22 protein-coding genes and 1 pseudogene are annotated in these 17,916 nt (G+C 59.5%); 12 read left to right on the top strand and 11 right to left on the bottom strand.

From position 1 onward, the window contains the following. Window positions 1-89: 89 nt before the first annotated feature. Window positions 90-974 carry a DMT family transporter gene (locus MXF20_RS02675; protein ID WP_325967538.1) on the top strand — a complete coding sequence of 295 codons (885 nt, stop codon included), beginning with the start codon at window positions 90-92 and terminating at the stop codon, window positions 972-974. Window positions 975-1,020: 46 nt separating this feature from the next. Further along, window positions 1,021-2,382 (top strand): CoA transferase, encoded by a 1,362-nt coding sequence (locus tag MXF20_RS02670; protein ID WP_325967535.1) that lies wholly within the window; start codon window positions 1,021-1,023, stop codon window positions 2,380-2,382. A gap of 4 nt (window positions 2,383-2,386) precedes the next feature. Here MXF20_RS02670 and MXF20_RS02665 read toward each other — a convergent pair whose 3' ends face one another. The 3 genes from MXF20_RS02665 to ghrA are packed head-to-tail and all read right to left on the bottom strand — an operon-like array spanning window position 2,387 to window position 4,667. Then, a complete protein-coding gene (locus tag MXF20_RS02665) occupies window positions 2,387-2,944 on the bottom strand; it encodes a molecular chaperone (protein WP_325967532.1) in 558 nt (185 codons plus the stop codon). A gap of 27 nt (window positions 2,945-2,971) precedes the next feature. Continuing rightward, window positions 2,972-3,709 (bottom strand): phosphatase, encoded by a 738-nt coding sequence (locus MXF20_RS02660; RefSeq protein WP_325967529.1) that lies wholly within the window; start codon window positions 3,707-3,709, stop codon window positions 2,972-2,974. Between the two features lie 19 nt (window positions 3,710-3,728). After that, complete coding sequence (gene ghrA, locus MXF20_RS02655; protein WP_325967526.1) at window positions 3,729-4,667, bottom strand: glyoxylate/hydroxypyruvate reductase GhrA; 939 nt, start codon at window positions 4,665-4,667, stop codon at window positions 3,729-3,731. A 205-nt stretch (window positions 4,668-4,872) separates the two neighbouring features. On the opposite strand from ghrA, the gene treA reads away from it, so the two are divergent. Continuing rightward, window positions 4,873-6,549 (top strand): alpha,alpha-trehalase TreA, encoded by a 1,677-nt coding sequence (gene treA, locus MXF20_RS02650; RefSeq protein WP_325967524.1) that lies wholly within the window; start codon window positions 4,873-4,875, stop codon window positions 6,547-6,549. 245 nt (window positions 6,550-6,794) lie between these two features. Beyond that, window positions 6,795-8,891 carry a TonB-dependent siderophore receptor gene (locus MXF20_RS02645; protein ID WP_325967522.1) on the top strand — a complete coding sequence of 699 codons (2,097 nt, stop codon included), beginning with the start codon at window positions 6,795-6,797 and terminating at the stop codon, window positions 8,889-8,891. A 62-nt stretch (window positions 8,892-8,953) separates the two neighbouring features. Here the strand turns inward: MXF20_RS02645 and MXF20_RS02640 are convergent, their stop codons facing one another. Then, the gene (locus MXF20_RS02640; RefSeq protein ID WP_021506355.1) at window positions 8,954-9,202 is read right to left on the bottom strand and encodes a GlsB/YeaQ/YmgE family stress response membrane protein; all 249 of its coding nucleotides are present in this window, start codon (window positions 9,200-9,202) and stop codon (window positions 8,954-8,956) included. 184 nt (window positions 9,203-9,386) lie between these two features. On the opposite strand from MXF20_RS02640, the gene MXF20_RS02635 reads away from it, so the two are divergent. Together MXF20_RS02635 and MXF20_RS02630 are read left to right on the top strand one after the other, a co-directional pair. Further along, complete coding sequence (locus MXF20_RS02635) at window positions 9,387-10,121, top strand: flagellar brake protein (protein WP_325967520.1); 735 nt, start codon at window positions 9,387-9,389, stop codon at window positions 10,119-10,121. Window positions 10,122-10,210: 89 nt separating this feature from the next. Further along, on the top strand, window positions 10,211-11,338 hold the full coding sequence (locus MXF20_RS02630) for a mechanosensitive ion channel family protein (RefSeq protein WP_325967518.1): 1,128 nt from the start codon (window positions 10,211-10,213) through the stop codon (window positions 11,336-11,338). 15 nt (window positions 11,339-11,353) lie between these two features. On the opposite strand, the gene emtA is transcribed toward MXF20_RS02630, so the two are convergent. Beyond that, entirely contained in the window at window positions 11,354-11,983 is a 630-nt protein-coding gene (gene emtA, locus MXF20_RS02625; RefSeq protein ID WP_072208615.1) for a membrane-bound lytic murein transglycosylase EmtA, read from the bottom strand. A 163-nt stretch (window positions 11,984-12,146) separates the two neighbouring features. On the opposite strand from emtA, the gene ldcA reads away from it, so the two are divergent. Both ldcA and MXF20_RS02615 read left to right on the top strand, forming a co-directional pair. After that, window positions 12,147-13,070 (top strand): muramoyltetrapeptide carboxypeptidase, encoded by a 924-nt coding sequence (gene ldcA / locus MXF20_RS02620; RefSeq protein WP_325967516.1) that lies wholly within the window; start codon window positions 12,147-12,149, stop codon window positions 13,068-13,070. 23 nt (window positions 13,071-13,093) lie between these two features. After that, on the top strand, window positions 13,094-13,756 hold the full coding sequence (locus MXF20_RS02615; protein WP_325967514.1) for an MBL fold metallo-hydrolase: 663 nt from the start codon (window positions 13,094-13,096) through the stop codon (window positions 13,754-13,756). On the opposite strand, the gene MXF20_RS02610 is transcribed toward MXF20_RS02615, so the two are convergent. Beyond that, window positions 13,757-14,170: a GNAT family N-acetyltransferase gene (locus tag MXF20_RS02610; RefSeq protein ID WP_325967512.1), complete on the bottom strand. Its 414-nt coding sequence runs from the start codon at window positions 14,168-14,170 to the stop codon at window positions 13,757-13,759. It abuts the gene before it with no gap. Between the two features lie 21 nt (window positions 14,171-14,191). Further along, window positions 14,192-14,575 carry a hypothetical protein gene (locus MXF20_RS02605; protein WP_325967510.1) on the bottom strand — a complete coding sequence of 128 codons (384 nt, stop codon included), beginning with the start codon at window positions 14,573-14,575 and terminating at the stop codon, window positions 14,192-14,194. A 220-nt stretch (window positions 14,576-14,795) separates the two neighbouring features. Here MXF20_RS02605 and MXF20_RS02600 point away from each other — a divergent pair. Then, window positions 14,796-15,151, top strand: a pseudogene (locus MXF20_RS02600) (DUF4186 domain-containing protein). A 13-nt stretch (window positions 15,152-15,164) separates the two neighbouring features. Here the strand turns inward: MXF20_RS02600 and MXF20_RS02595 are convergent. Next, complete coding sequence (locus tag MXF20_RS02595; protein ID WP_031279245.1) at window positions 15,165-15,344, bottom strand: hypothetical protein; 180 nt, start codon at window positions 15,342-15,344, stop codon at window positions 15,165-15,167. A 202-nt stretch (window positions 15,345-15,546) separates the two neighbouring features. Between MXF20_RS02595 and MXF20_RS02590 the strand changes: the two genes are divergently transcribed. Together MXF20_RS02590 and MXF20_RS02585 are read left to right on the top strand one after the other, a co-directional pair. Continuing rightward, window positions 15,547-15,876, top strand: coding sequence for a hypothetical protein (locus tag MXF20_RS02590; protein ID WP_325967508.1), 330 nt, complete (start codon window positions 15,547-15,549; stop codon window positions 15,874-15,876). Window positions 15,877-15,937: 61 nt separating this feature from the next. Then, window positions 15,938-16,486, top strand: a complete 549-nt coding sequence (locus tag MXF20_RS02585; RefSeq protein ID WP_325967944.1) for a hypothetical protein — start codon at window positions 15,938-15,940, stop codon at window positions 16,484-16,486. Between the two features lie 24 nt (window positions 16,487-16,510). On the opposite strand, the gene MXF20_RS02580 is transcribed toward MXF20_RS02585, so the two are convergent. Next, window positions 16,511-16,717 (bottom strand): DUF2767 family protein, encoded by a 207-nt coding sequence (locus tag MXF20_RS02580; RefSeq protein WP_058769647.1) that lies wholly within the window; start codon window positions 16,715-16,717, stop codon window positions 16,511-16,513. Window positions 16,718-16,887: 170 nt separating this feature from the next. On the opposite strand from MXF20_RS02580, the gene MXF20_RS02575 reads away from it, so the two are divergent. After that, window positions 16,888-17,136 carry a CsbD family protein gene (locus MXF20_RS02575; protein ID WP_325967506.1) on the top strand — a complete coding sequence of 83 codons (249 nt, stop codon included), beginning with the start codon at window positions 16,888-16,890 and terminating at the stop codon, window positions 17,134-17,136. A 35-nt stretch (window positions 17,137-17,171) separates the two neighbouring features. Here MXF20_RS02575 and MXF20_RS02570 read toward each other — a convergent pair whose 3' ends face one another. Both MXF20_RS02570 and MXF20_RS02565 read right to left on the bottom strand, forming a co-directional pair. Beyond that, the gene (locus MXF20_RS02570; protein ID WP_325967504.1) at window positions 17,172-17,369 is read right to left on the bottom strand and encodes a hypothetical protein; all 198 of its coding nucleotides are present in this window, start codon (window positions 17,367-17,369) and stop codon (window positions 17,172-17,174) included. Window positions 17,370-17,469: 100 nt separating this feature from the next. Continuing rightward, a complete protein-coding gene (locus MXF20_RS02565; RefSeq protein ID WP_325967502.1) occupies window positions 17,470-17,667 on the bottom strand; it encodes a DUF6404 family protein in 198 nt (65 codons plus the stop codon). Window positions 17,668-17,916 lie beyond the last annotated feature (249 nt).

Here is a 17,916-nt window from a genome sequence, read left to right as displayed (position 1 = left end):
CGAAAAAAAGCGCCGCCCGCCTGCGCCAATCGATCGCCTTCGTGCCATCATTAGACGGTGACACCCTTTCTCAAACCAAGGACAGCAGCGTGGCGGTGCGGCATTTTTTTCTGGTTCTGATGGTAGTTTGCATCTGGGCCTTCAATAACGTGGCGGTGAAGTGGGGATTGCTGGAGCTTCCGCCGCTGTTTCTCACCTGGATGCGCTTTGTCGTGGTGGCCATCGTGCTGGTGCCGTTTTGCCGCATCACCCGCGCCCAGCTACCGTGGCTGCTGACGCTGGCCTTTACCTTTGGTTTCATGCACTTTTCGCTGCTGTTTGTCGGCATGCGTTATACCGATGCCGGCACCGGTGCCATTGTGGTTCAGCTGGGCACGCCGATTGCCATGCTGCTGGCGATGCTGGTGCTGAAAGAGAAGCTGCGGCTGGTGCAGCTGTGCGGTATCGCCATCTCACTGGCCGGCGTCGTGGTGCTCTCCGGCAGCCCAACGATTCCGGCATGGTGGGTGCTGTGTATTCTGCTGTGCAGCGCCACCGGCTGGGCGGTGAGCAATATGATTGTGAAAAAGTCGCCGCCGATTAAACCGCTGACGCTGACCGGCTGGATCTCCTTCCTCGCCATTCCGATTGTCGGCGCCGCCTCGTGGCTGACCGAATCGCAGCAGTTTACCGCCCTGAGCCACGCTGGCTGGCACGGCTGGTTTGGCATCCTGTACAGCGCCCTCGCCTCATCGATTGTCGCCTACACACTGTGGTACGCGCTGCTGAAAAAATATAACGTCAACCTGATCATGCCCTATTCACTGCTGACCCCGGTGCTGGCGGTGCTGATGGGCGTGCTGGTGCTGGGCGACAGCATGAACAGCTTCAAAATCCTCGGTGCCTCGCTGGTGGTGTTGGGGACGGCGATTGCGGTGATCAATTTGCGTAACCTGCGCATGCACGCCCGCTTTCCGCGCCTGCGCCGCCGCTGATCCGCTCTGCTATGCTTGAAGCTCGCGTGTTTTCCGGAGGCTTAGCATGGATTCTCAACGCGCTGCCGCACTGTGGCAGCAACTATGGCAGGGATTGCGCGGTGCGGAACACGCGCCGACGATCAACTTTCTTCAGACCGACAGCTTCTCTTCGGCTTTTGCCGTCAGCGAACTCGCCGCCACCAGCATCGGCCTCGCCAGCCAGGCGCTGAGCGATCTGCTGGGCCGTCCGGCCCCGGTCAGCGTTAACGTCCGGCTGGCCTCGCGCTGGTTTCAGCACAGCCTGACGCCGCTGAACCGTCCGCCTGCCGCCCAGTGGGATCTGCTGGCCGGTGACTATCCCTGCGAGGATGGCTGGATCCGCCTGCACACCAACGCGCCGCACCATCGCGCCGACATGGCACGCGTGCTGGGCGAACACGCCGATCGGCCATCGCTGGCCGCGGCGGTGGCGCGCTGGCAGGGACTCGCGCTGGAGCAGGCCGTGGTTGACGCCGGTGGCTGCGCCGCGTGGATGCGCAGCGCCCAACAGTGGCAGCAGCACGCGCAGGGGCTGGCGGTAAGCGAAGAAGCGCTGATTGCCCAGCAGGCAACCGGTGAAGCGCCCACGCCGGGCTGGGCACTGCTGCCGGCGCGCCCGCTGCTCGGCGTGCGGGTGCTGGATCTGACGCGCATCATTGCCGGACCGGTGGCGACCCGCTTTCTGGCCAGCCTCGGCGCGCAGGTGCTGCGCATCGATCCGCCCGGCTGGCGCGAACCGACGCTGGAAGAGGAGATCAACTGCGGCAAACGCTGCGCGCAGCTGGATATCAAAACCCGCGCCGGGCGCGATCGGCTGATCACGCTGCTGCAGCATGCGGATGTGCTGGTGCACGGCTATCGCGCCGACGCACTGGAAACGCTGGGGCTGGATGCGGAGAGCCGCCAGCGGCTGGCTCCGGGGCTGGTGGATGTCAGCCTCAACGCCTGGGGCTGGCACGGACCGTGGCGCAACCGGCGCGGTTTTGACAGTCTGGTGCAGATGGCCTGCGGCATCGCTGAACAGGGTATGCGCTGGCAGGAAGGCGAAAAGCCGACGCCGCTGCCGGTGCAGGCGCTGGATCACGCCACCGGCTATATGATGGCGGCTGCGGTGCTGGAAGGATTGCGCCAGCGCCGTGTTAACGGCACCGGCTGGCAGGCGCGCCTGTCGCTGGCGCGCACCGCGCTGTTGCTACAGCAGCACGGCGCAGCGCCACACGATGAACAGCGCGGCATTACGCCTCAGCCGCACGATGCGCTGAGCGCGCTGGAGATCAGTCAATGGGGAATTGGCGAGCGCCTGCGCGCCGCGGCTTATCTGCCCGGCACGCCAATGCTGTGCGCCACGCCGGCGCAGCCGCCAGGCAGCAGCAATCCCTGCTGGTAACGACTCAGGCGTCGTCGCCCTCTTCACGCAGTTCGTCATACATCGCCTGAATCGCTTCACGGCTCAGCGCCGCCAGCGTGCGATAAAATGCGGTGGTGGCGTGCGCTTCCACTTTACCGAGGAAAGCACCGCACCACGGCAGCAGGTAGTCATCAAACAGCGCCAGCTGGGCCGCTGACTCATCTTCCGCAGACTGATCTTCCAGCCAGGATGCCGCCAACAGTAACACACCGAAGTGATCGGCTGGCGACTCGCTCAGCGGCATACCGCGCGAGGTCAAAAACGCCCGCACGTCGGCTTCCTGCGGTCCGTTTGGCCACTGCGAGGCGTACGGCGGCACGCTGCAGTCGCTGCCAACGAACAGCGCGTTGTAATCCGCCGCCAGCGCCTGCGGATCGCTATTCTGCTGCAGCCGGGTCAGCAGTTCATCCTGCTCCAGCGGCCACTGTTCTTTCAGTTTGCCTTCGCGCAGCAGGGTGAACAGCGGCACCAGCAGCGGGTCCTGCGGCTGGCGATTGAACAGCGAGCCGATGACGCGGCAGAGAATGGAAAACTCATTCATGCAACAGAATTCCTTGAGGCAAAAAAGTTAAAAGTCGGCAAATTCCGCAATGTGTTTGCCGGTGCGCTGTTCGAGAAAGTCGAGCAGGCGACGCGGCGTGACATTTAACACGCGATCCTGCGGAAAATCCACTTCGCGCGTGATACGCAGGCAGTGTTCGAAATGGCCAAGCGTGAAGGCAGTGTGCGAATCGGAGCCGAACGCCAGCCGGCCACCGGCATCACGCACCGCTTCCGCTATCGCGCGGCAGTTAGGTTCACTGCCCGGACGCGAATGGGTAAATGACGAGTTGTTGATCTCCAGCGCCACATCGTAGTGCGCGGCGGCTTCCGCGATGGCGCGGATATCCACCGGGAATTTCGGGTTGCCCGGGTGGCTGATGATGTGCACCAGCCCGCTGGCCATGGTGGCGATCATCGCTTCCGTGTGGTGAGCCTTATCGCGCGGCGCGTAGACCGGCTCATGGAAACCGGCAACGATCAGATCCAGCGCATCCAGCATCGGCCCGCTGCAATCAATCTCCCCCTGCTGGTTTTTGATGTTGGCTTCAATGCCGCGCAGCACGCCGACGCCGTCAATCACGCGCGGCCAGATGCGCATGTTAACAAAATGCCAGTAGTGCGGCGCATCGGCCATGTCCGGACCGTGATCGGTGATGGCGAACAGCTTGAGGCCGTTCTGTTTCGCCTGCGCGACGTAATCGTGCAGCGTGCTGTAAGCATGGGTGCTGGCCACGGTGTGCATGTGTAAATCGACGGGATACATCCTCTTCTCCTCTGCTGAATTAATAGCCGCGCTGGCGATCGACCAGACCGCCCGGCTGTTGGCCCTGCTCCAGTGCCGTGATGGCACCGGCAATATAGTCCATCGCCTCATCCGGCAGGGTCGTCGCGGCATTATGCGGCGTAATCATGACACGCGGATGAGACCATAACGGGCTGCTGGCCGGCAGCGGTTCCACCTGGAACACGTCCAGCGCCGCAGCGGCCAGCTGCCCGCTCTCCAGCGCCGCCAGTAGATCGGCCTCCACCACGTGCGCACCGCGCGCGAGGTTGAGGAAACAGGCGCCGCGCGGCAGCGCGCTAAGAAACGCGCCATCGATCAGATTGCTGGTTTCCGGCGTGGCGGGCAGCAAATCAATCAGTATCTGCGTGCCGGCCAGGAATTGCGTTAGCTGGTCGCGGCCATGAAAGGTGCTGACACCGGCAATCTGCTTCGGCGAACGGCTCCAGCAGCGCAGCGGAAAGCCCCACTGCTGCAGGCTCTCCAGCACGCTGCGGCCAAGCACGCCCGCGCCCAGCACGCCAATAGTAAAATTAGCACGTTCGCGGTCCGGCAGCGGCTGCCACCGCGCCTGTTGCTGCTGCTGCTGATAGTCGGCAAAGCGGCGGAACCAGCCGAGCACGCACCAGTTTGCGTACTCCTGCATCTGACGCGCCATACCGGTATCTTCCAGCCGGTAGAGCGGCACCGTATCAGCCAGCATCTCAGGGTGCGCGCCCAGCTGCCGCAAAATTTCGTCCACGCCGGCGCCCATAGCGAATACGCCACGCAGCGCCCGTCCCGCCAGCATCTCCACCGGCGGCGATCGCACAATCGCGTAGTCGGCGGGAGCGTCATCGCCCGGCTGCCACTGGCGGATGCGCACCGCCGGCAGACGCTGGCGCATGCCGTCCAGCCACGGCTGCGGGTTAAGCGACGGGTGATACCAGATGATCTCCATACTGCTCTCCTTTTTTCTTTCAGCCTCAGGCAAATAGCGGCGCAGGGCAAGTAAAAACCCGCGCAGCGCCGCACTTTTCCGGCGATTAATCGCGAAGGCTTCACATTTCCGCCGCTGCAAAAGGCTAAGCGGCGCGTTACCGTCTAAAGTTGTTCGGGTGGTCAATGCGTTAGCGCACCACCTTTTCGGACAAGGAGAAAAACCGATGATAAAAAATGTAGTGTTTACGCCTGCGCGTCTTACCCTGTTGCTCAGCGCGGCGCTGCTGAGCGCGTCTGCTGTGCACGCTGAGGATAACAGCCGCATGCTCAGCGCCCAGCCGCAGCCGCCGGATGTGCGACTCGGCCCACTATTCAGTGCCGTGCAGCAGGCCAGATTTTATCCGGACCAGAAAACCTTTGCCGATGCGGTCCCCAAATATGACCCGGCGTCGATTCTCGCCGACTGGCAGATGCAGAAAAATCAGCGTAATTTCGATCTCAGGCGCTTCGTGGACACCAACTTCACCCTGCCCAAAGCGCAGGATAAATACGTGCCGCCCGCCGGCCAGAGCCTGCGCGCGCACATCAATGGCCTATGGCCGGTGCTGACGCGCAGCACGCCAACGGCCAGCCAGTACGATTCGCTGCTGCCGCTGCCGAAACCGTACGTGGTGCCAGGCGGGCGTTTCCGCGAAGTCTATTACTGGGACAGCTACTTCACCATGCTCGGGCTGGCAGAGAGCGGTCACTGGGATCGGGTGCAGGATATGGTGGACAACTTTGCCAGCGAGCTGGACAAATATGGCCACATCCCTAACGGTAACCGCAGCTACTATCTCAGCCGCTCGCAGCCGCCGTTCTTCAGCCTGATGGTGGATCTGCTGGCCAGCCACAAGGGAGACGATGTCTACCGCCAGTATCTGCCGCAGCTGCAAAAAGAGTACGACTACTGGATGGCAGACAGCGATAAGGTGGCTGCCGCCCAGGCGAGCAAGCGCGTAGTGAAGCTGAGCGACGGCACCCTGCTCAATCGCTACTGGGACGATCGAGATGTGCCGCGCACCGAATCCTGGCTGGACGATGTCAACACCGCGAAAAAAGCGCCCGATCGTGATAAACAGCAGGTGTACCGCGATCTGCGCGCGGGCGCGGCTTCTGGCTGGGACTTCAGCTCGCGCTGGTTCACCGATGCGCACAACCTGGCCTCGATCCGCACCACCCAGCTGGTTCCGGTAGACCTCAACAGTCTGCTGTTCCATCTGGAACAGACGCTGTCCAAAGCCGCGAAGCTGGCAAAACAGGATGATCAGGCGCAGCAGTTTGCTGCGGATGCCGGGAAGCGCCAGGCGGCGATCAACCGCTACCTGTGGGATGACAAACAGGGCTGGTATGCCGACTACGATTTCCAGAAAAAGCAGGTGCACAATCAGCTGACCGCCGCCACGCTGTTCCCGCTGTATATGCAGCTGGCGGGCGACAAACAGGCGGAACGCACCGCCGCCGCGGTGGAAAAACAGCTGCTGAAACCGGGCGGGCTGGTCACGACTACGGTAAACAACGGTCAGCAGTGGGATGCCCCGAACGGCTGGGCTCCGCTGCAGTGGGTGGCGGTCGAAGGTCTGGAGCACTATAAGCAGAACCAGCTGGCGCAGCAGATCGGTCAGCGCTTCCTGCAAAATGTGCAGCAGACTTACGATCGCGAGCACAAACTGGTTGAGAAGTACGTGGTTGACGGCGCCCAGCTGGGCGGTGGCGGCGGTGGCGAGTATCCGCTGCAGGACGGCTTTGGCTGGACCAACGGCGTGACCCTGAAGCTGCTGGATAAGTACTGCCCGAAAGAGAAAACCTGTAACAGCACGCGCGACATCCCATCAATGCCGACGCTGAACGCGGCAAAATAATCGCTTCATCAGGTGCGCCGCCGCGCGCACCTGTTTCTCAAGCCCGATGCCACAGCCAGGCGATGACCACGCCCGGTGCTGCGGCATCCCCCCTGCGCATCACACTTTTCCATTACTTATCTTTTACATCTTGAAACACCCCTTACTAAAAGATAATAATTCTCAATCTTAAAATGACTCTTTTTCTCATCATTAACCGCCGCGCTGGTGTGGTGCGGCTTTTGTTCTCAGCCAAAGGAATCATTATGACCGCGCTGTTCTCCCTTAACCGTGGCCGGCTGCTCTGCGCGCTGGCGCTGGCGTTTCCGGCACTCGGCGTTGCCGAATCTTCTCTGGTGGTTACCGCCCAGCCACAGGAGAGCGCCACGTCGCCCACCGACGGCTATCTCGCCACCCGCAGCGGCGCCACCAAAAGCGATCGTCCGCTGGTTACCACGCCGCAATCCATTTCCGTAGTGACGCGCCAGCAGATTGATGATCAGGGCGCACAGGACCTGAATCAGGCGCTGGGTTACACGCCGGGCGTGTTCACCAACTTTGGTGGCGCGGCCACGCGTTACGACACCATTTCGCTGCGCGGTTTCCACGGCGGTGACGTCGACAACACCTTCCTTGACGGTCTGCGCGTGATGAGCGACGGCGGCAGCTTCAACATTCTGCAGGTAGACAACTGGTTCCTTGACCGCATCGACGTAATTAAAGGCCCCTCTTCTGCCCTTTATGGCCAGACGGTGCCGGGCGGGCTGGTGAACATGGTCACGAAGCGGCCGCAGTTTGCTTCACAGGGCCATTTACGCTTTGCCACCGGCAGCAATACCAGCAACAGCGCCGCGTTTGATTACACCGACGCGATTAACGATCAATGGGCGTACCGCCTGACCGGCATTACGCGCAACAGCGATACCCAGTATGATCATACGCGCGAAGAGAAATACGCGCTGTCACCCCAATTGCTGTGGCAGCCGGACGAAGACACCAGCCTGCTGCTGCGTGCTTATCTGGAAAAGGATCCTTCGGGCGGCTATCACGGCTCCGTTCCGGCGGAAGGCACGCTGTACAGCCACAATGGCCGCTGGCTGAGCGACGGTTTTTATGAGGGCAACAGCGCGCTGGATCAGTTCAAACGGCATGAGCAGATTTACGGCTACGACTTCTCGCACCGTTTCGATGAAGTATGGTCGGTGCACAGCACCGGCAGCTACAGCCATTCCAACGTGGCGCTCGATCAGGTGTATCAGATTGGCTGGAACAGCGACAATCCGGACCTGCTCAACCGCTACTACTCCGGTGAGCGCTCTTCGCTGAGCGCGTGGGCGACCGATAACCAGTTACAGGCGGAGTTTGCCAGCGGTGCGCTGCAGCATCGCGTCACGCTTGGCGCAGAATATCACCGCTACAAAAATGAACTGAGCGACGCCAGTGGCGCTGCCTCACCGCTTAATGCCTGGAGCGGCGAGGCCATCGGCAGCCAGCCGGATTACCTCTGGACAGCACAGACGCGCCGTTATTACCAGAGCGGCCTCTATCTGCAGGATGAGATAGCGTGGCAGCGCTGGCATCTGGATCTCTCCGGCCGCTATGACCGCATCGTGTCAGAGAACGGCAACAGTCGTCGTCAGGACGATCACGTCAGCGGCCGCGCCGCGCTGCTATACGCCTTCGATAACGGCGTGTCGCCGTACGTCAGCTGGAGCCAGGCGATTACCCCGGCTTCGCTGACCGATCCCGACGGGAATCAGCTGAAACCGACCACCTCGGAACAGTATGAAGCCGGGGTAAAATATCAGCCCAACGGCACGCGCGATCTCTACAGCGTAGCCATTTATGACCTGACGCAGAACGATGTGGCCAACCGTAACGTGCTGGACGGTACCTACACGCCGTCCGGCAAAGTGCATGCGCAGGGCATTGAACTGGAGGCGCGCAGCCAGCTGACCGAACGGTTCAGCACCATTGCCGGTTATACGCTCAACCATCTGCGCTTCAAGAATTCCGTGGATGGCAACGACGGCCATACGCCGTACGTCACGCCAAATAGCATGGCGTCGCTGTGGGGGCACTATCAGTTTGATTACGGCCTGAGCGCCGGTGCCGGGGTGCGCTACATTGGCCACCAGTGGGCCGATAACGAGAACACCACCCGTTTGCCGTCGGTAACGCTGTTTGACGCCTCGCTGCGCGCCGATCTGGGCGCGTGGCAGTCGGGTCTGAAAGGTGCCTGGCTGCAGTTCAATGCCAGCAACCTGACGGATAAAAAGTATCTGGCGGCGTGCTACGGCACCGGTTACTGCTATCGCGGTGCCGAGCGGACGCTCACCGCCACCGTGGGCTACGATTTCTGACGGCATAAAAAAATCCGCAGCCCCGGACGGGACTGCGGATCCTCTTAAATCGTGACGTAGCGTCAGCTGCGGACTTTGCGGTAGATCCACAGCACCACAATGGCACCAATCACCGCGACCACGAAGCTGCCAAAGTTGAAGCCGTCAACCCGGCCAAAGCCGAACAGGGTACTGATCCAGCCACCTACCACCGCACCGACAATCCCGAGTACCACGGTCAAAATAAATCCGCCGCCATCTTTACCTGGCATGATCCATTTAGCGATAATCCCGGCAATCAGACCAAAAATAATCCATGAAAGAATACCCATTTGCTGCTCCTTACGTTATGAATCAAGGTGTTCATCGCGCTAAGTATAGCCGGGAATTTTTTCTCTGCTACATCAACGTCATGATGAATAGGTTCACACCGGCTAAAGCTTTTACCGCCTGGGTCGATAACCGACGAAGAGCAGTGGCACTCCTAAAATAGCAATCGGACAGGTGGAGCAGGACGTGAAAGACGCCGATAAAGAACAATATCTCAAGCGCGGTACGTTAGCGGTTTTAAACGTAATGAAGGATTTGTTGCGTTATCAAACCCTGCTGATGGTCAATTTTTCCCGTGGTCAGTTCATTAGCCGGCTGCTGGCGGCCGATGAACAGCGGGTCATTTTTGACCTCGGCAGCAACGCGCTGGACAATGATTTAGCACTGCAGGGCGGCGAAGTGAATATTGCAGCTGAAACCCACGGTGCCAAAGTCGAGTTCGGCCTGCAGGGCTTAACCCGCATCGACTACGAAGGCCTGCCCGCCTTTGCCGCCGATCTGCCCGACCTGGTGTGGCAGATTCAGCGACGCGAGTTCTTCCGCGTCAACGCGCCGCTCGAACCGGTGTTTTACTGCCACAGCCAGTGGCCGGACGGCAGCACCGCACGCTTTCGCCTGCAGGATCTGTCGCTTGGCGGCGTCGGCGTGCTGCTGGACGACACGCTGCCGGAAGGGCTTAATCGCGGTGATACCTTTAAAAAGCTGCGCGTGGAGCTGGGTGAATATGGCCAGTTCGAAGTCACCGCACAGCTGCTGCATATCGGTGAGCGCAGCACCGTCACCAGCAAGAACGAAACCCGCATCACGCCGCGCCTCAGCTTCCGTTTTACCGCTATCGAACCGGTACAGGAACGTCAGCTGCAGCAGGTGATTTTCGCGCTGGAACGACTGGCGCGTGACAAAGCCAATCGCTTCCAGTAATCCGCTGGCGTCCCGCGCGACGCCAACGTAGTCTATGCTTTCTCCTTGCACATTCTTTTAACCGGCTCCCAGCAAGGAGATTCTCCCCAATGGAAAACTGGCTTTCTGCCCACCATTTGCAACTCATTTTTCTCAATCAAAACTTCTGGATTAATAGCGCCATCATTGTGTTCGGCACGCTGATTGTTTACTGGCTGCTGCGCACCGTTATCCGTTTTGTCTCTAACCGTATTGCCCGCTACAGCGAACAGCGCCACGTACGCTTCACCGGCATTCTGGTGGAGATTCTGCGCAGCACCAGTCAGCTGCTGCTGCTGATCTTCTCACTGCTGATAACGCTGAAATTTGTGGATCTGCCGGACAGCTGGAGCGTCGCCATCGCCCACGGCTGGTTCCTGGCGCTGATTCTGCAGCTTACGCTGTGGATCGACGGCGGCATTCGCCTGTGGTTGCACTCGTTGCTACGCGATCCGCTGCACGTGCGTAATCCGGTCACCACGGTGATTCTCGGCATTCTGTTGCGTGTCGTGGTATGGGTGATGATGCTGCTGGCGATCCTCTCCAACATGGGGATTAACATTACCGCGCTGGTGGCCAGCCTCGGCGTCGGCGGTATCGCCATTGCGCTGGCGATTCAGACGGTGCTGAGCGATGTGTTCGCCTCGCTGGCGATTGGCTTCGATAAGCCCTTCGAGCACGGCGACTTTATTGTGTTTGGTGACATCGCCGGCTCAATTGAGCACATTGGCCTGAAAACCACGCGACTGCGCAGCCTTGGTGGCGAACAGATTGTCTGCTCTAACACCATTCTGCTGCAGCAAACCATCCATAACTACAAACGCATGCAGCAGCGGCGCATCGTGTTTAAGTTCGGGATTAATTACGGCACGCCAGCGGAGAAAGTGCGGCAGATTGGCGGCATGGTGCAACGTATTATTGAAAGCGTGCCGGACACGCGTTTCGATCGCGCCCACTTCCTGTCGTTTGACGAATCACAGCTGACGTTCGAAGTGGTCTATTTCGTGCTGAGCGCCGATTACAACAAATATATGGATATTCAGCAGGAGATTAACCTGCAGCTGATGGCGCAGCTGGAGCAGAAGCAGATTCGCTTTGCCTTCCCGATGCGTCGGGTGGAGTTCACCGGCGGCGTACTGCCGCGCATCAACCTCAGCGATGCCTCGAATGAGGGCGCGGCACAGCGCGCACAGCGCTGAGCCCCGCCAGCGGCATTATCCGATGGTGCGATAGGCGGTGGTGACTTTCCACAAGTATCGCGGCGCCTGCGCGGCCGGATGCTTGTTCTGCACGTGCTGGTAGAACTCATCCGGCGTCATGGCGTTGATCATCGCAATGGCGCGATCGCGGTCACGCGAGAAGGTGCGCAGCAGCGCACCGGCGCCGTTGGCATAGGAAACAATGGTGGCATAGCGCAGCGTCAGCGGATCGCGAATGCCCGCCAGCGCGGAGTCCTGCAGGATTCGGATGTAGGCCGCACCGATATCGATATTTTTCGCCGGATCGCGCAGTTCTGAGTTGCTCGGCTGGCCGTGGCGTCCCTGCGCGCGATACACTTCGCGCCCGGCAGTGGCGGCCTTAATCTGCATCAGCCCGACCGCATTTGAACGGCTCACCACGGTTGGGTTGCCCCCGGATTCGACACTAATAATGGCGCTGATCAGCTTCTCATCAACGCCATAATGACTGGCGGCATCTTCGGTAAACAGTGACCATGCATCATTCACTTTGGACGGCGGTGCCTGGGTTAATGGCGTATTTCTCTCCGGCGTCACCGGTTTTTCCGGCTCGCTGGCACAGCCAGCCAGCAGCAAAGCAGACAGCATAAGTAGTCGAATTTTCACTGATTTTTGGTTCCGCTATAGGATTGGCGCAAGCTATCATAACCATGACGGTAAAAGGTAAAATTACCGTTTATCCTAAATACGTAAAAAACCTTGTGCTACCGTGACTTCAGTAACGCATTTCGTCATCATCGGCAGGCCAACAGACAGCAGGATGGAAGTTATGCTCGCCCCTCGTTCAATACGCCTCATCGCCCCTTCCGGTTATTGTCACAATCAGGACGCCGCCCGGCGCGCGGTGGAGCGCCTGCAGGCGGAAGGCCATCAGTTGCAAAATCTCGATGCTATCGCGCGTCGCTGGCAGCGTTTCGCTGGCGATGACGCGCAGCGCCTGCAGGATGTCAATCAGCTGGCAACGCTCACTACTCTGCCGGATATCGTGCTGGCGGTGCGCGGCGGCTATGGTGCCTCGCGCCTGCTCGATTACCTCGACTATGTGGCGCTGCAGCGCCGCCTGCTTAATCAGCCTGTCGCGCTGTGCGGCCACAGTGATTTCACCGCCGTTCAGCTAGCGTTGCTGGCGCAAACCGGGCTGATCACCTTCAGCGGACCGATGCTGGCTGGCAATTTTGGCGCGGAGGCTTTATCTGAATTTACCGTCGCGCACTTTTGGCAGGCGCTAACATCTCCTACAGTCAATCTGGCATGGCCCAGCGCCAGCCCGGATCGCGGCCGCTGGCAGGGCACGCTGTGGGGCGGCAATCTGGCGATGATCTGCTCGCTGATTGGCACGCCGTGGCTGCCGCAGATTGAGGACGGCATTCTGGTGATCGAGGATGTCAATGAGCATCCGTTCCGCATTGAGCGTATGCTGATCCAGCTCCAGCAGAGCGGCATCCTCGCGCGTCAGCGAGCCATCGTAACCGGCAGCTTCACCAGCACCGCCCTGTCCAATTACGACAACGGCTTTGATTTCGCCACGGTGTGGCAGCGGTTGCGTGACGAGTACCAGATTGCAGTGATCAGCGATCTGCCGTTTGGCCATGATGCCGATACCGTGACGCTGCCGCTTGGTGCCAGCGCCACGCTTGAGATTGACCAGGGCGCAGCGCGGTTAGCCTTTACCGGCCATCCCACGTTGCGTTGAGCGTTTGCCGCAGGAGACCGCTATTGAAGCCGCTGTACGAAGACTTGTGGATCTCCACGCCGGAATTTCCCGCGGAAGAGACGGCAAATGATTTAATGATGCACGGGTTTATGCTGCGCCATCCGCGCGGCAACCTGTTGATTGGTCGCGTCGAGCAGCTGCTCGACCATGAAGCGCTGGCGGATGCCGGCGGCGTGATTCGCCACTATTTTACCCACTGGCATGAAGCTGCGCCGGGCGCACGGGCGATTCAGCAGCGTTTCAACAGTGCGCTGTATTGCCACAGCCGCTCGCTCGGGCCGGTAAGCCTGGTGATTGAGCCGGACGAAACCTTCACCCAGCAGGAGGTGCACTTTGGCGATTTTCACCTGTTGCCGACGCCGGGCCATACGCCGGGCAGCTGCAGCTACCTGTACCATTCGCCGCTCGGCCACACTTATCTGTTCGTGGGTGACACCCTGACGCGCGATTATCACCGCTGGATTAGCGTGCTGGTGCCGGACAGCAATCCCGCCGAGCTGCAGCAGTCGCTGGAGCTGTATCGCTCGCTGCGTCCGGATGTGGTGCTGATGAGCACCACGCGCGGGCATCTGTCGTGGGCGAAGGTGGATTTGCAAAGCTGGCTGGCCGCCATTGACGAGGCAGAACAGTCGCCGCTGGATCTGCGCCAGCAGCCACTGCTGTGATTACAGCGTTTTGCTCAGATAGTGGCGCTGGTGTTCGCGCGGATAGTGGTCAAGGCTGAAACGCAGCGTGTAGCCAAGTTTTTCATAGAACGGCCGCGCCTGAAAGCTGGCGGTATCCACCTGCGCGTAACGGCAACCGCGCGCGCGGGCTTCCTGTTCGGCGGCCTTAATCAGCTGGCTGCCGGCGCCCTGCCCGCGCAACCCATCGCTGACCCACAACATGTCGATGCGTAACCAGTTACCGTAGGTTGAGCCGGTCAGCCCCGCCAGCTTTTTCCCTGCGCTGTCCCTGATAAACACGCCGATGGCTTTCATCTCGTTGACGTCAATAAAACGGCTGTTGTAGGCGTTCAGTCCGAGGCGCATTTCATCCAGATCCTGATGAGTCACGCTATCCGTAATGCTTAACTGCATGGTCAGCTCCTTGTGGCGGCATTATGAAGAGGAGTGCTGGCTGTCGTCGTAGCGCTCCAGCGACAGGATGTCGATATCGCGTTTTTCCGTGCGGTTGCACGGCATCAGCTTATCGCTGTCGGCGTAGACGAAAAAGGTTTCGCCACTGTTTTTGTTCACGATCAGCTGATCGCCATTGCGAAAGCGGGTGATGGCGACTTTATCGCCGTCCTGCAGACGCGTGCGCTGCTGACCGGCGGCAATCTGGAAATGCCGGGTTGGCCACATCAGGGTGCTGAGACCGTAGGCGGCGCGTGACACCGTCATGGTGGGGCGGCCCGGACAGGTGATCTGGAATTCGCTTTCACTCCACGCGGGGGCAATCTGGCAGGCCAGCAGGCCCACCACCAGCGTTATCGCCTTCATGGGATTCTCCATTGGGGTTACATCATGATGATTTTGCAGGAATTTAATGATTCTGAGGGTAACACACAAGCGCAGCCGGTGCGGCAGACGGTGACAGCAGGCGGCCGATTGCAGGTGAGCAGAATGACGCTATCAGCATGATTTAATAGATTTTTCTGCGTTACGGATATCTTTGTAACGAGTTAAGTAAAATGCGCTAAGATTGCGCCAGGAGGAGAGTATGCACGATGAAAATGCGCTGTTCGCGCGCCTGGCAAAATCCGCGTTTCGCCGCCGCTTCCACTTAGGTGCCAAAGAGCGTCAGTACTGTATTGAGAAAGGTCCGGCGGTAATCGATCAACATGCGGCGGATTTTATCCAGCAAAGACTGGCCGCGGCCGAACCGAAGAATGATGGCAAACAGACGCCGATGCGCGGCCATCCGGTGTTTATCGCCCAGCACGCCACGGCAACCTGTTGCCGCAGTTGTCTGGCCAAATGGCACGGCATTGCTGCGCATCAGCCGTTAACGGCAGAGCGCAGCAATATATGGTACGGGTGATTCACCGCTGGCTGGTGGGTGAAATAAACGGTTAGGGCAATGGCGGGATTACTCTGCCGCGACCTGCGCGGCCACCAGCATCAGCGCCAGCCCGGCATCGTCGGGATCAAAACGCTGCATAACCTCATGGATCGCCGTCACGCAGTTCATCACCTGCTGTTTTTTGTCGGCGTCTAACTTATCAATCGCGTGCTGAAGAATCATTAAACTGGCTTCTTCTTCTCTCATGGATTTACCCTTGTTTTGCTTACCTGGTGCGCAACGCTGGCAAGAATACCGTTTATCTGCTACCAAAGTCACCCCTTTACATGCTTACCGCTTAACGATTAAACAAATGGCAAATGGGCAGCAGCGTCAGACATGCTATGATCGAAGCAGCGCTGCGTATTGGCCGGCCAGAATTCATCAGGGAACGCCCAGGAACAGGACCATGTTAAAACTCAGTTTTCTCTTCACGCTTCTCCTGCTGGCCGGCTGCAGTTCCACGCCGAAAGGCGTCGATTGCCCCGGCGAAGTAGCGACGCTTGACGGCCAGTCGCTGGGCCATACCGAAGGGCGTATTTTTGATTTGGTGAATTCATTTTCAGTGGCGCGCGATGGCGTGACGCTAAGCAGCGGCGCCCTGCACTCCACCGACCGCTTTCGCTACGTTCCCTTCGCCGTTACGCCGGAAGGCTTTTATGCGCAGCGTCTGAGCGACAAACAGTTCCGCCTGATTAACCCTGCCCGCAACACCATGATTACCTGGACGTGCCCATAAACCGTGCGTCGCACGCGCAGATGGTTTATTGTCAGCGTTTGTCACGCTGCGGACCTGCATGATGGAAAAGAGTCTGGACAATAACGGTTATATCGACTTCCCCTTCCCGGCCACGCGCAACGCGGATGGCTCGGTCAACGCGTGCGGTTTTGACCTGACGCTGGAAACCGATCGCATTGATGAGATCGCTGCCGGTAAACATTCCGAAAATTTGCGCCGCCTGCTGGAAGAGGTGAATTTACAGGACGGCCTGTTCATGACGCTGGCCTGTGACTGGCAGCAGCGCGCGGACGGCGTATGCGGCTTTCTGGATGTGGCGTTCCGGCCGACGCAGGCCTGCAGCAGCGAAGAAACGCAGAGCCTCGATCAGGCCTTTGAAACCTATCTGCGCCGTCAGGAGCAGCAGCACAGCATGCAGAGCGGCACGCTGGTCAACTATGCACGCGCAGTGCTGGACTGGAGCTGGTCGCCGCTGCAGCAGCGCCATCGCCGCTATGAGAAGGTGACCCTTCGCTATTACTGCCAGCAGGCGGACGATGCCGAATGGTGTTTTGATCACCTGCGCCACTTCCTGGTGAGCTGGTATCCGGCGTATCGCGGCCAGCAGTGACGGCGTCCGCGTGACGCCCTGCGCTTACGGCCGTACCAGACGGATCGCGTGCTCGAGCATACGCTGCTCATCGCGTTCATCGTGCGCACGATGATGCCGCGTGCGCTGCAGCAGACGGGCAATTTCCTCGCGTCGGGTTTCATGACCGCACTCGGAAAGTACAATCACGGCATCGCCAATCACCCGGCAAACTTCATCGTAATCGTCTTCATTCAGGATATCGCGTTTCATTTTTCCTCCGTTCAGTCAGCGCTGCGCTGGCTTGCGCAGGCCCTTTCCAGGTATGGACAGGCTTCGCGATTCCTGCAAACCGCTGTTACATCCTGAAAAGCCACCAGGTTGCCGGTCTGCACTTCTCTGTCTACGCTGAAAGAGACATTCACCACTCTCAGGGAGTTAACATGACCGATAAAGCGGAAGCAAAACTGAATGAAGCGGCAGGTGCCGTACAGGAAAAATTTGGCGAGTTAACCGGTTCACGCCGCCATCAGGCACGTGGTGCCGCGCGACGCTATCCGGCGCAAGCCAGCTATGCGGTGCAGGATGCAGCGGACTGCGTGGTGAGATCGGTACGCGATAATCCCGCGACCGGACTGGCGGTTGCCGCCAGCATCGGCGTGATTGTGGGTTTCCTGCTGGGGCGTAAATAATCACCCGGCCATCGGGGCCCGCGCGGCCCCGATCATCAATGCCGCTGCGGCACGCCATCCCGCCGCTCCTGAATGTGTTCATCCGGCGTCTCGGCGATATCAGCTGTCGCGCTGTGTCCCGCCAGATGGCGTCCATGCTGCGCTGTCAGTATTAACGGTCCTGCTGGCAACTGTGCGCTGGCCGCCAGAGATAACAGCAATAAAAACCATCCCGTCAGTAACGTCTTCCCCATCCTGCCCGCCTCTCACGCTGATTGATGAGCGCTCAGCTTGCCGGATGTCCTGCAAATTAGCGTCAGCACGACGCAAAGCTATGTCGGCAGTTGTGAATAATCAGGCCTGCGCTCGCCGTGCTTTATAGCGCGCCACCATGGTCATTAATGCCTGATAAATCAGACCGGCATACAGGCTCATCACCACCATCATTCCTAAGGCTTTACCCTGCGCCTGCCAGGAAACAAACCACATAAAAACGCCCCACAGCAGGGAAAAAATCAGCCAGCCCTTAACAAACTTGATCACACCTTGCATAGCACCTCCGGATTGATGAACGCAGAAGATAACGGTTCAGCACGCAAATGGCACGTGCAGCGCCGCCGGGATGTTAACTGTTTCAAAGTTTTGCGCAAACCGCTATCGCAGCGGGAAAAAGCCGTGGAAAACAGCACGCAGAATGCCGCAACTACGGGTGCCTGTCGCGGCCGTCCCGGTTAGTTTGGCCGTGAACCGCCGATGTGATGGCCGGGATCGCCTTGCATCAGTGTGTAGTGTGTGTATAAT

Origin of the sequence: Pantoea dispersa, assembly GCF_035783935.1 — a bacterium.
GTDB lineage: Bacteria > Pseudomonadota > Gammaproteobacteria > Enterobacterales > Enterobacteriaceae > Pantoea > Pantoea dispersa_C.
This window is presented reverse-complemented; position numbering and strand designations above follow the sequence as displayed.

What these genes read in the sequence shown, in the direction of transcription:
- MXF20_RS02670 (WP_325967535.1), top strand. Translation starts at nt 1,021, where the DNA reads ATGGATTCTCAACGCGCTGCCGCACTGTGGCAGCAACTATGGCAGGGA.
- MXF20_RS02665 (WP_325967532.1), bottom strand. Translation starts at nt 2,944, where the DNA reads ATGAATGAGTTTTCCATTCTCTGCCGCGTCATCGGCTCGCTGTTCAAT.
- MXF20_RS02660 (WP_325967529.1), bottom strand. Translation starts at nt 3,709, where the DNA reads ATGTATCCCGTCGATTTACACATGCACACCGTGGCCAGCACCCATGCT.
- ghrA (WP_325967526.1), bottom strand. Translation starts at nt 4,667, where the DNA reads ATGGAGATCATCTGGTATCACCCGTCGCTTAACCCGCAGCCGTGGCTG.
- treA (WP_325967524.1), top strand. Translation starts at nt 4,873, where the DNA reads ATGATAAAAAATGTAGTGTTTACGCCTGCGCGTCTTACCCTGTTGCTC.
- MXF20_RS02645 (WP_325967522.1), top strand. Translation starts at nt 6,795, where the DNA reads ATGACCGCGCTGTTCTCCCTTAACCGTGGCCGGCTGCTCTGCGCGCTG.
- MXF20_RS02640 (WP_021506355.1), bottom strand. Translation starts at nt 9,202, where the DNA reads ATGGGTATTCTTTCATGGATTATTTTTGGTCTGATTGCCGGGATTATC.
- MXF20_RS02630 (WP_325967518.1), top strand. Translation starts at nt 10,211, where the DNA reads ATGGAAAACTGGCTTTCTGCCCACCATTTGCAACTCATTTTTCTCAAT.
- ldcA (WP_325967516.1), top strand. Translation starts at nt 12,147, where the DNA reads ATGCTCGCCCCTCGTTCAATACGCCTCATCGCCCCTTCCGGTTATTGT.
- MXF20_RS02610 (WP_325967512.1), bottom strand. Translation starts at nt 14,170, where the DNA reads ATGCAGTTAAGCATTACGGATAGCGTGACTCATCAGGATCTGGATGAA.
- MXF20_RS02605 (WP_325967510.1), bottom strand. Translation starts at nt 14,575, where the DNA reads ATGAAGGCGATAACGCTGGTGGTGGGCCTGCTGGCCTGCCAGATTGCC.
- MXF20_RS02595 (WP_031279245.1), bottom strand. Translation starts at nt 15,344, where the DNA reads ATGAGAGAAGAAGAAGCCAGTTTAATGATTCTTCAGCACGCGATTGAT.
- MXF20_RS02590 (WP_325967508.1), top strand. Translation starts at nt 15,547, where the DNA reads ATGTTAAAACTCAGTTTTCTCTTCACGCTTCTCCTGCTGGCCGGCTGC.
- MXF20_RS02585 (WP_325967944.1), top strand. Translation starts at nt 15,938, where the DNA reads ATGGAAAAGAGTCTGGACAATAACGGTTATATCGACTTCCCCTTCCCG.
- MXF20_RS02580 (WP_058769647.1), bottom strand. Translation starts at nt 16,717, where the DNA reads ATGAAACGCGATATCCTGAATGAAGACGATTACGATGAAGTTTGCCGG.
- MXF20_RS02575 (WP_325967506.1), top strand. Translation starts at nt 16,888, where the DNA reads ATGACCGATAAAGCGGAAGCAAAACTGAATGAAGCGGCAGGTGCCGTA.
- MXF20_RS02570 (WP_325967504.1), bottom strand. Translation starts at nt 17,369, where the DNA reads ATGGGGAAGACGTTACTGACGGGATGGTTTTTATTGCTGTTATCTCTG.
- MXF20_RS02565 (WP_325967502.1), bottom strand. Translation starts at nt 17,667, where the DNA reads ATGCAAGGTGTGATCAAGTTTGTTAAGGGCTGGCTGATTTTTTCCCTG.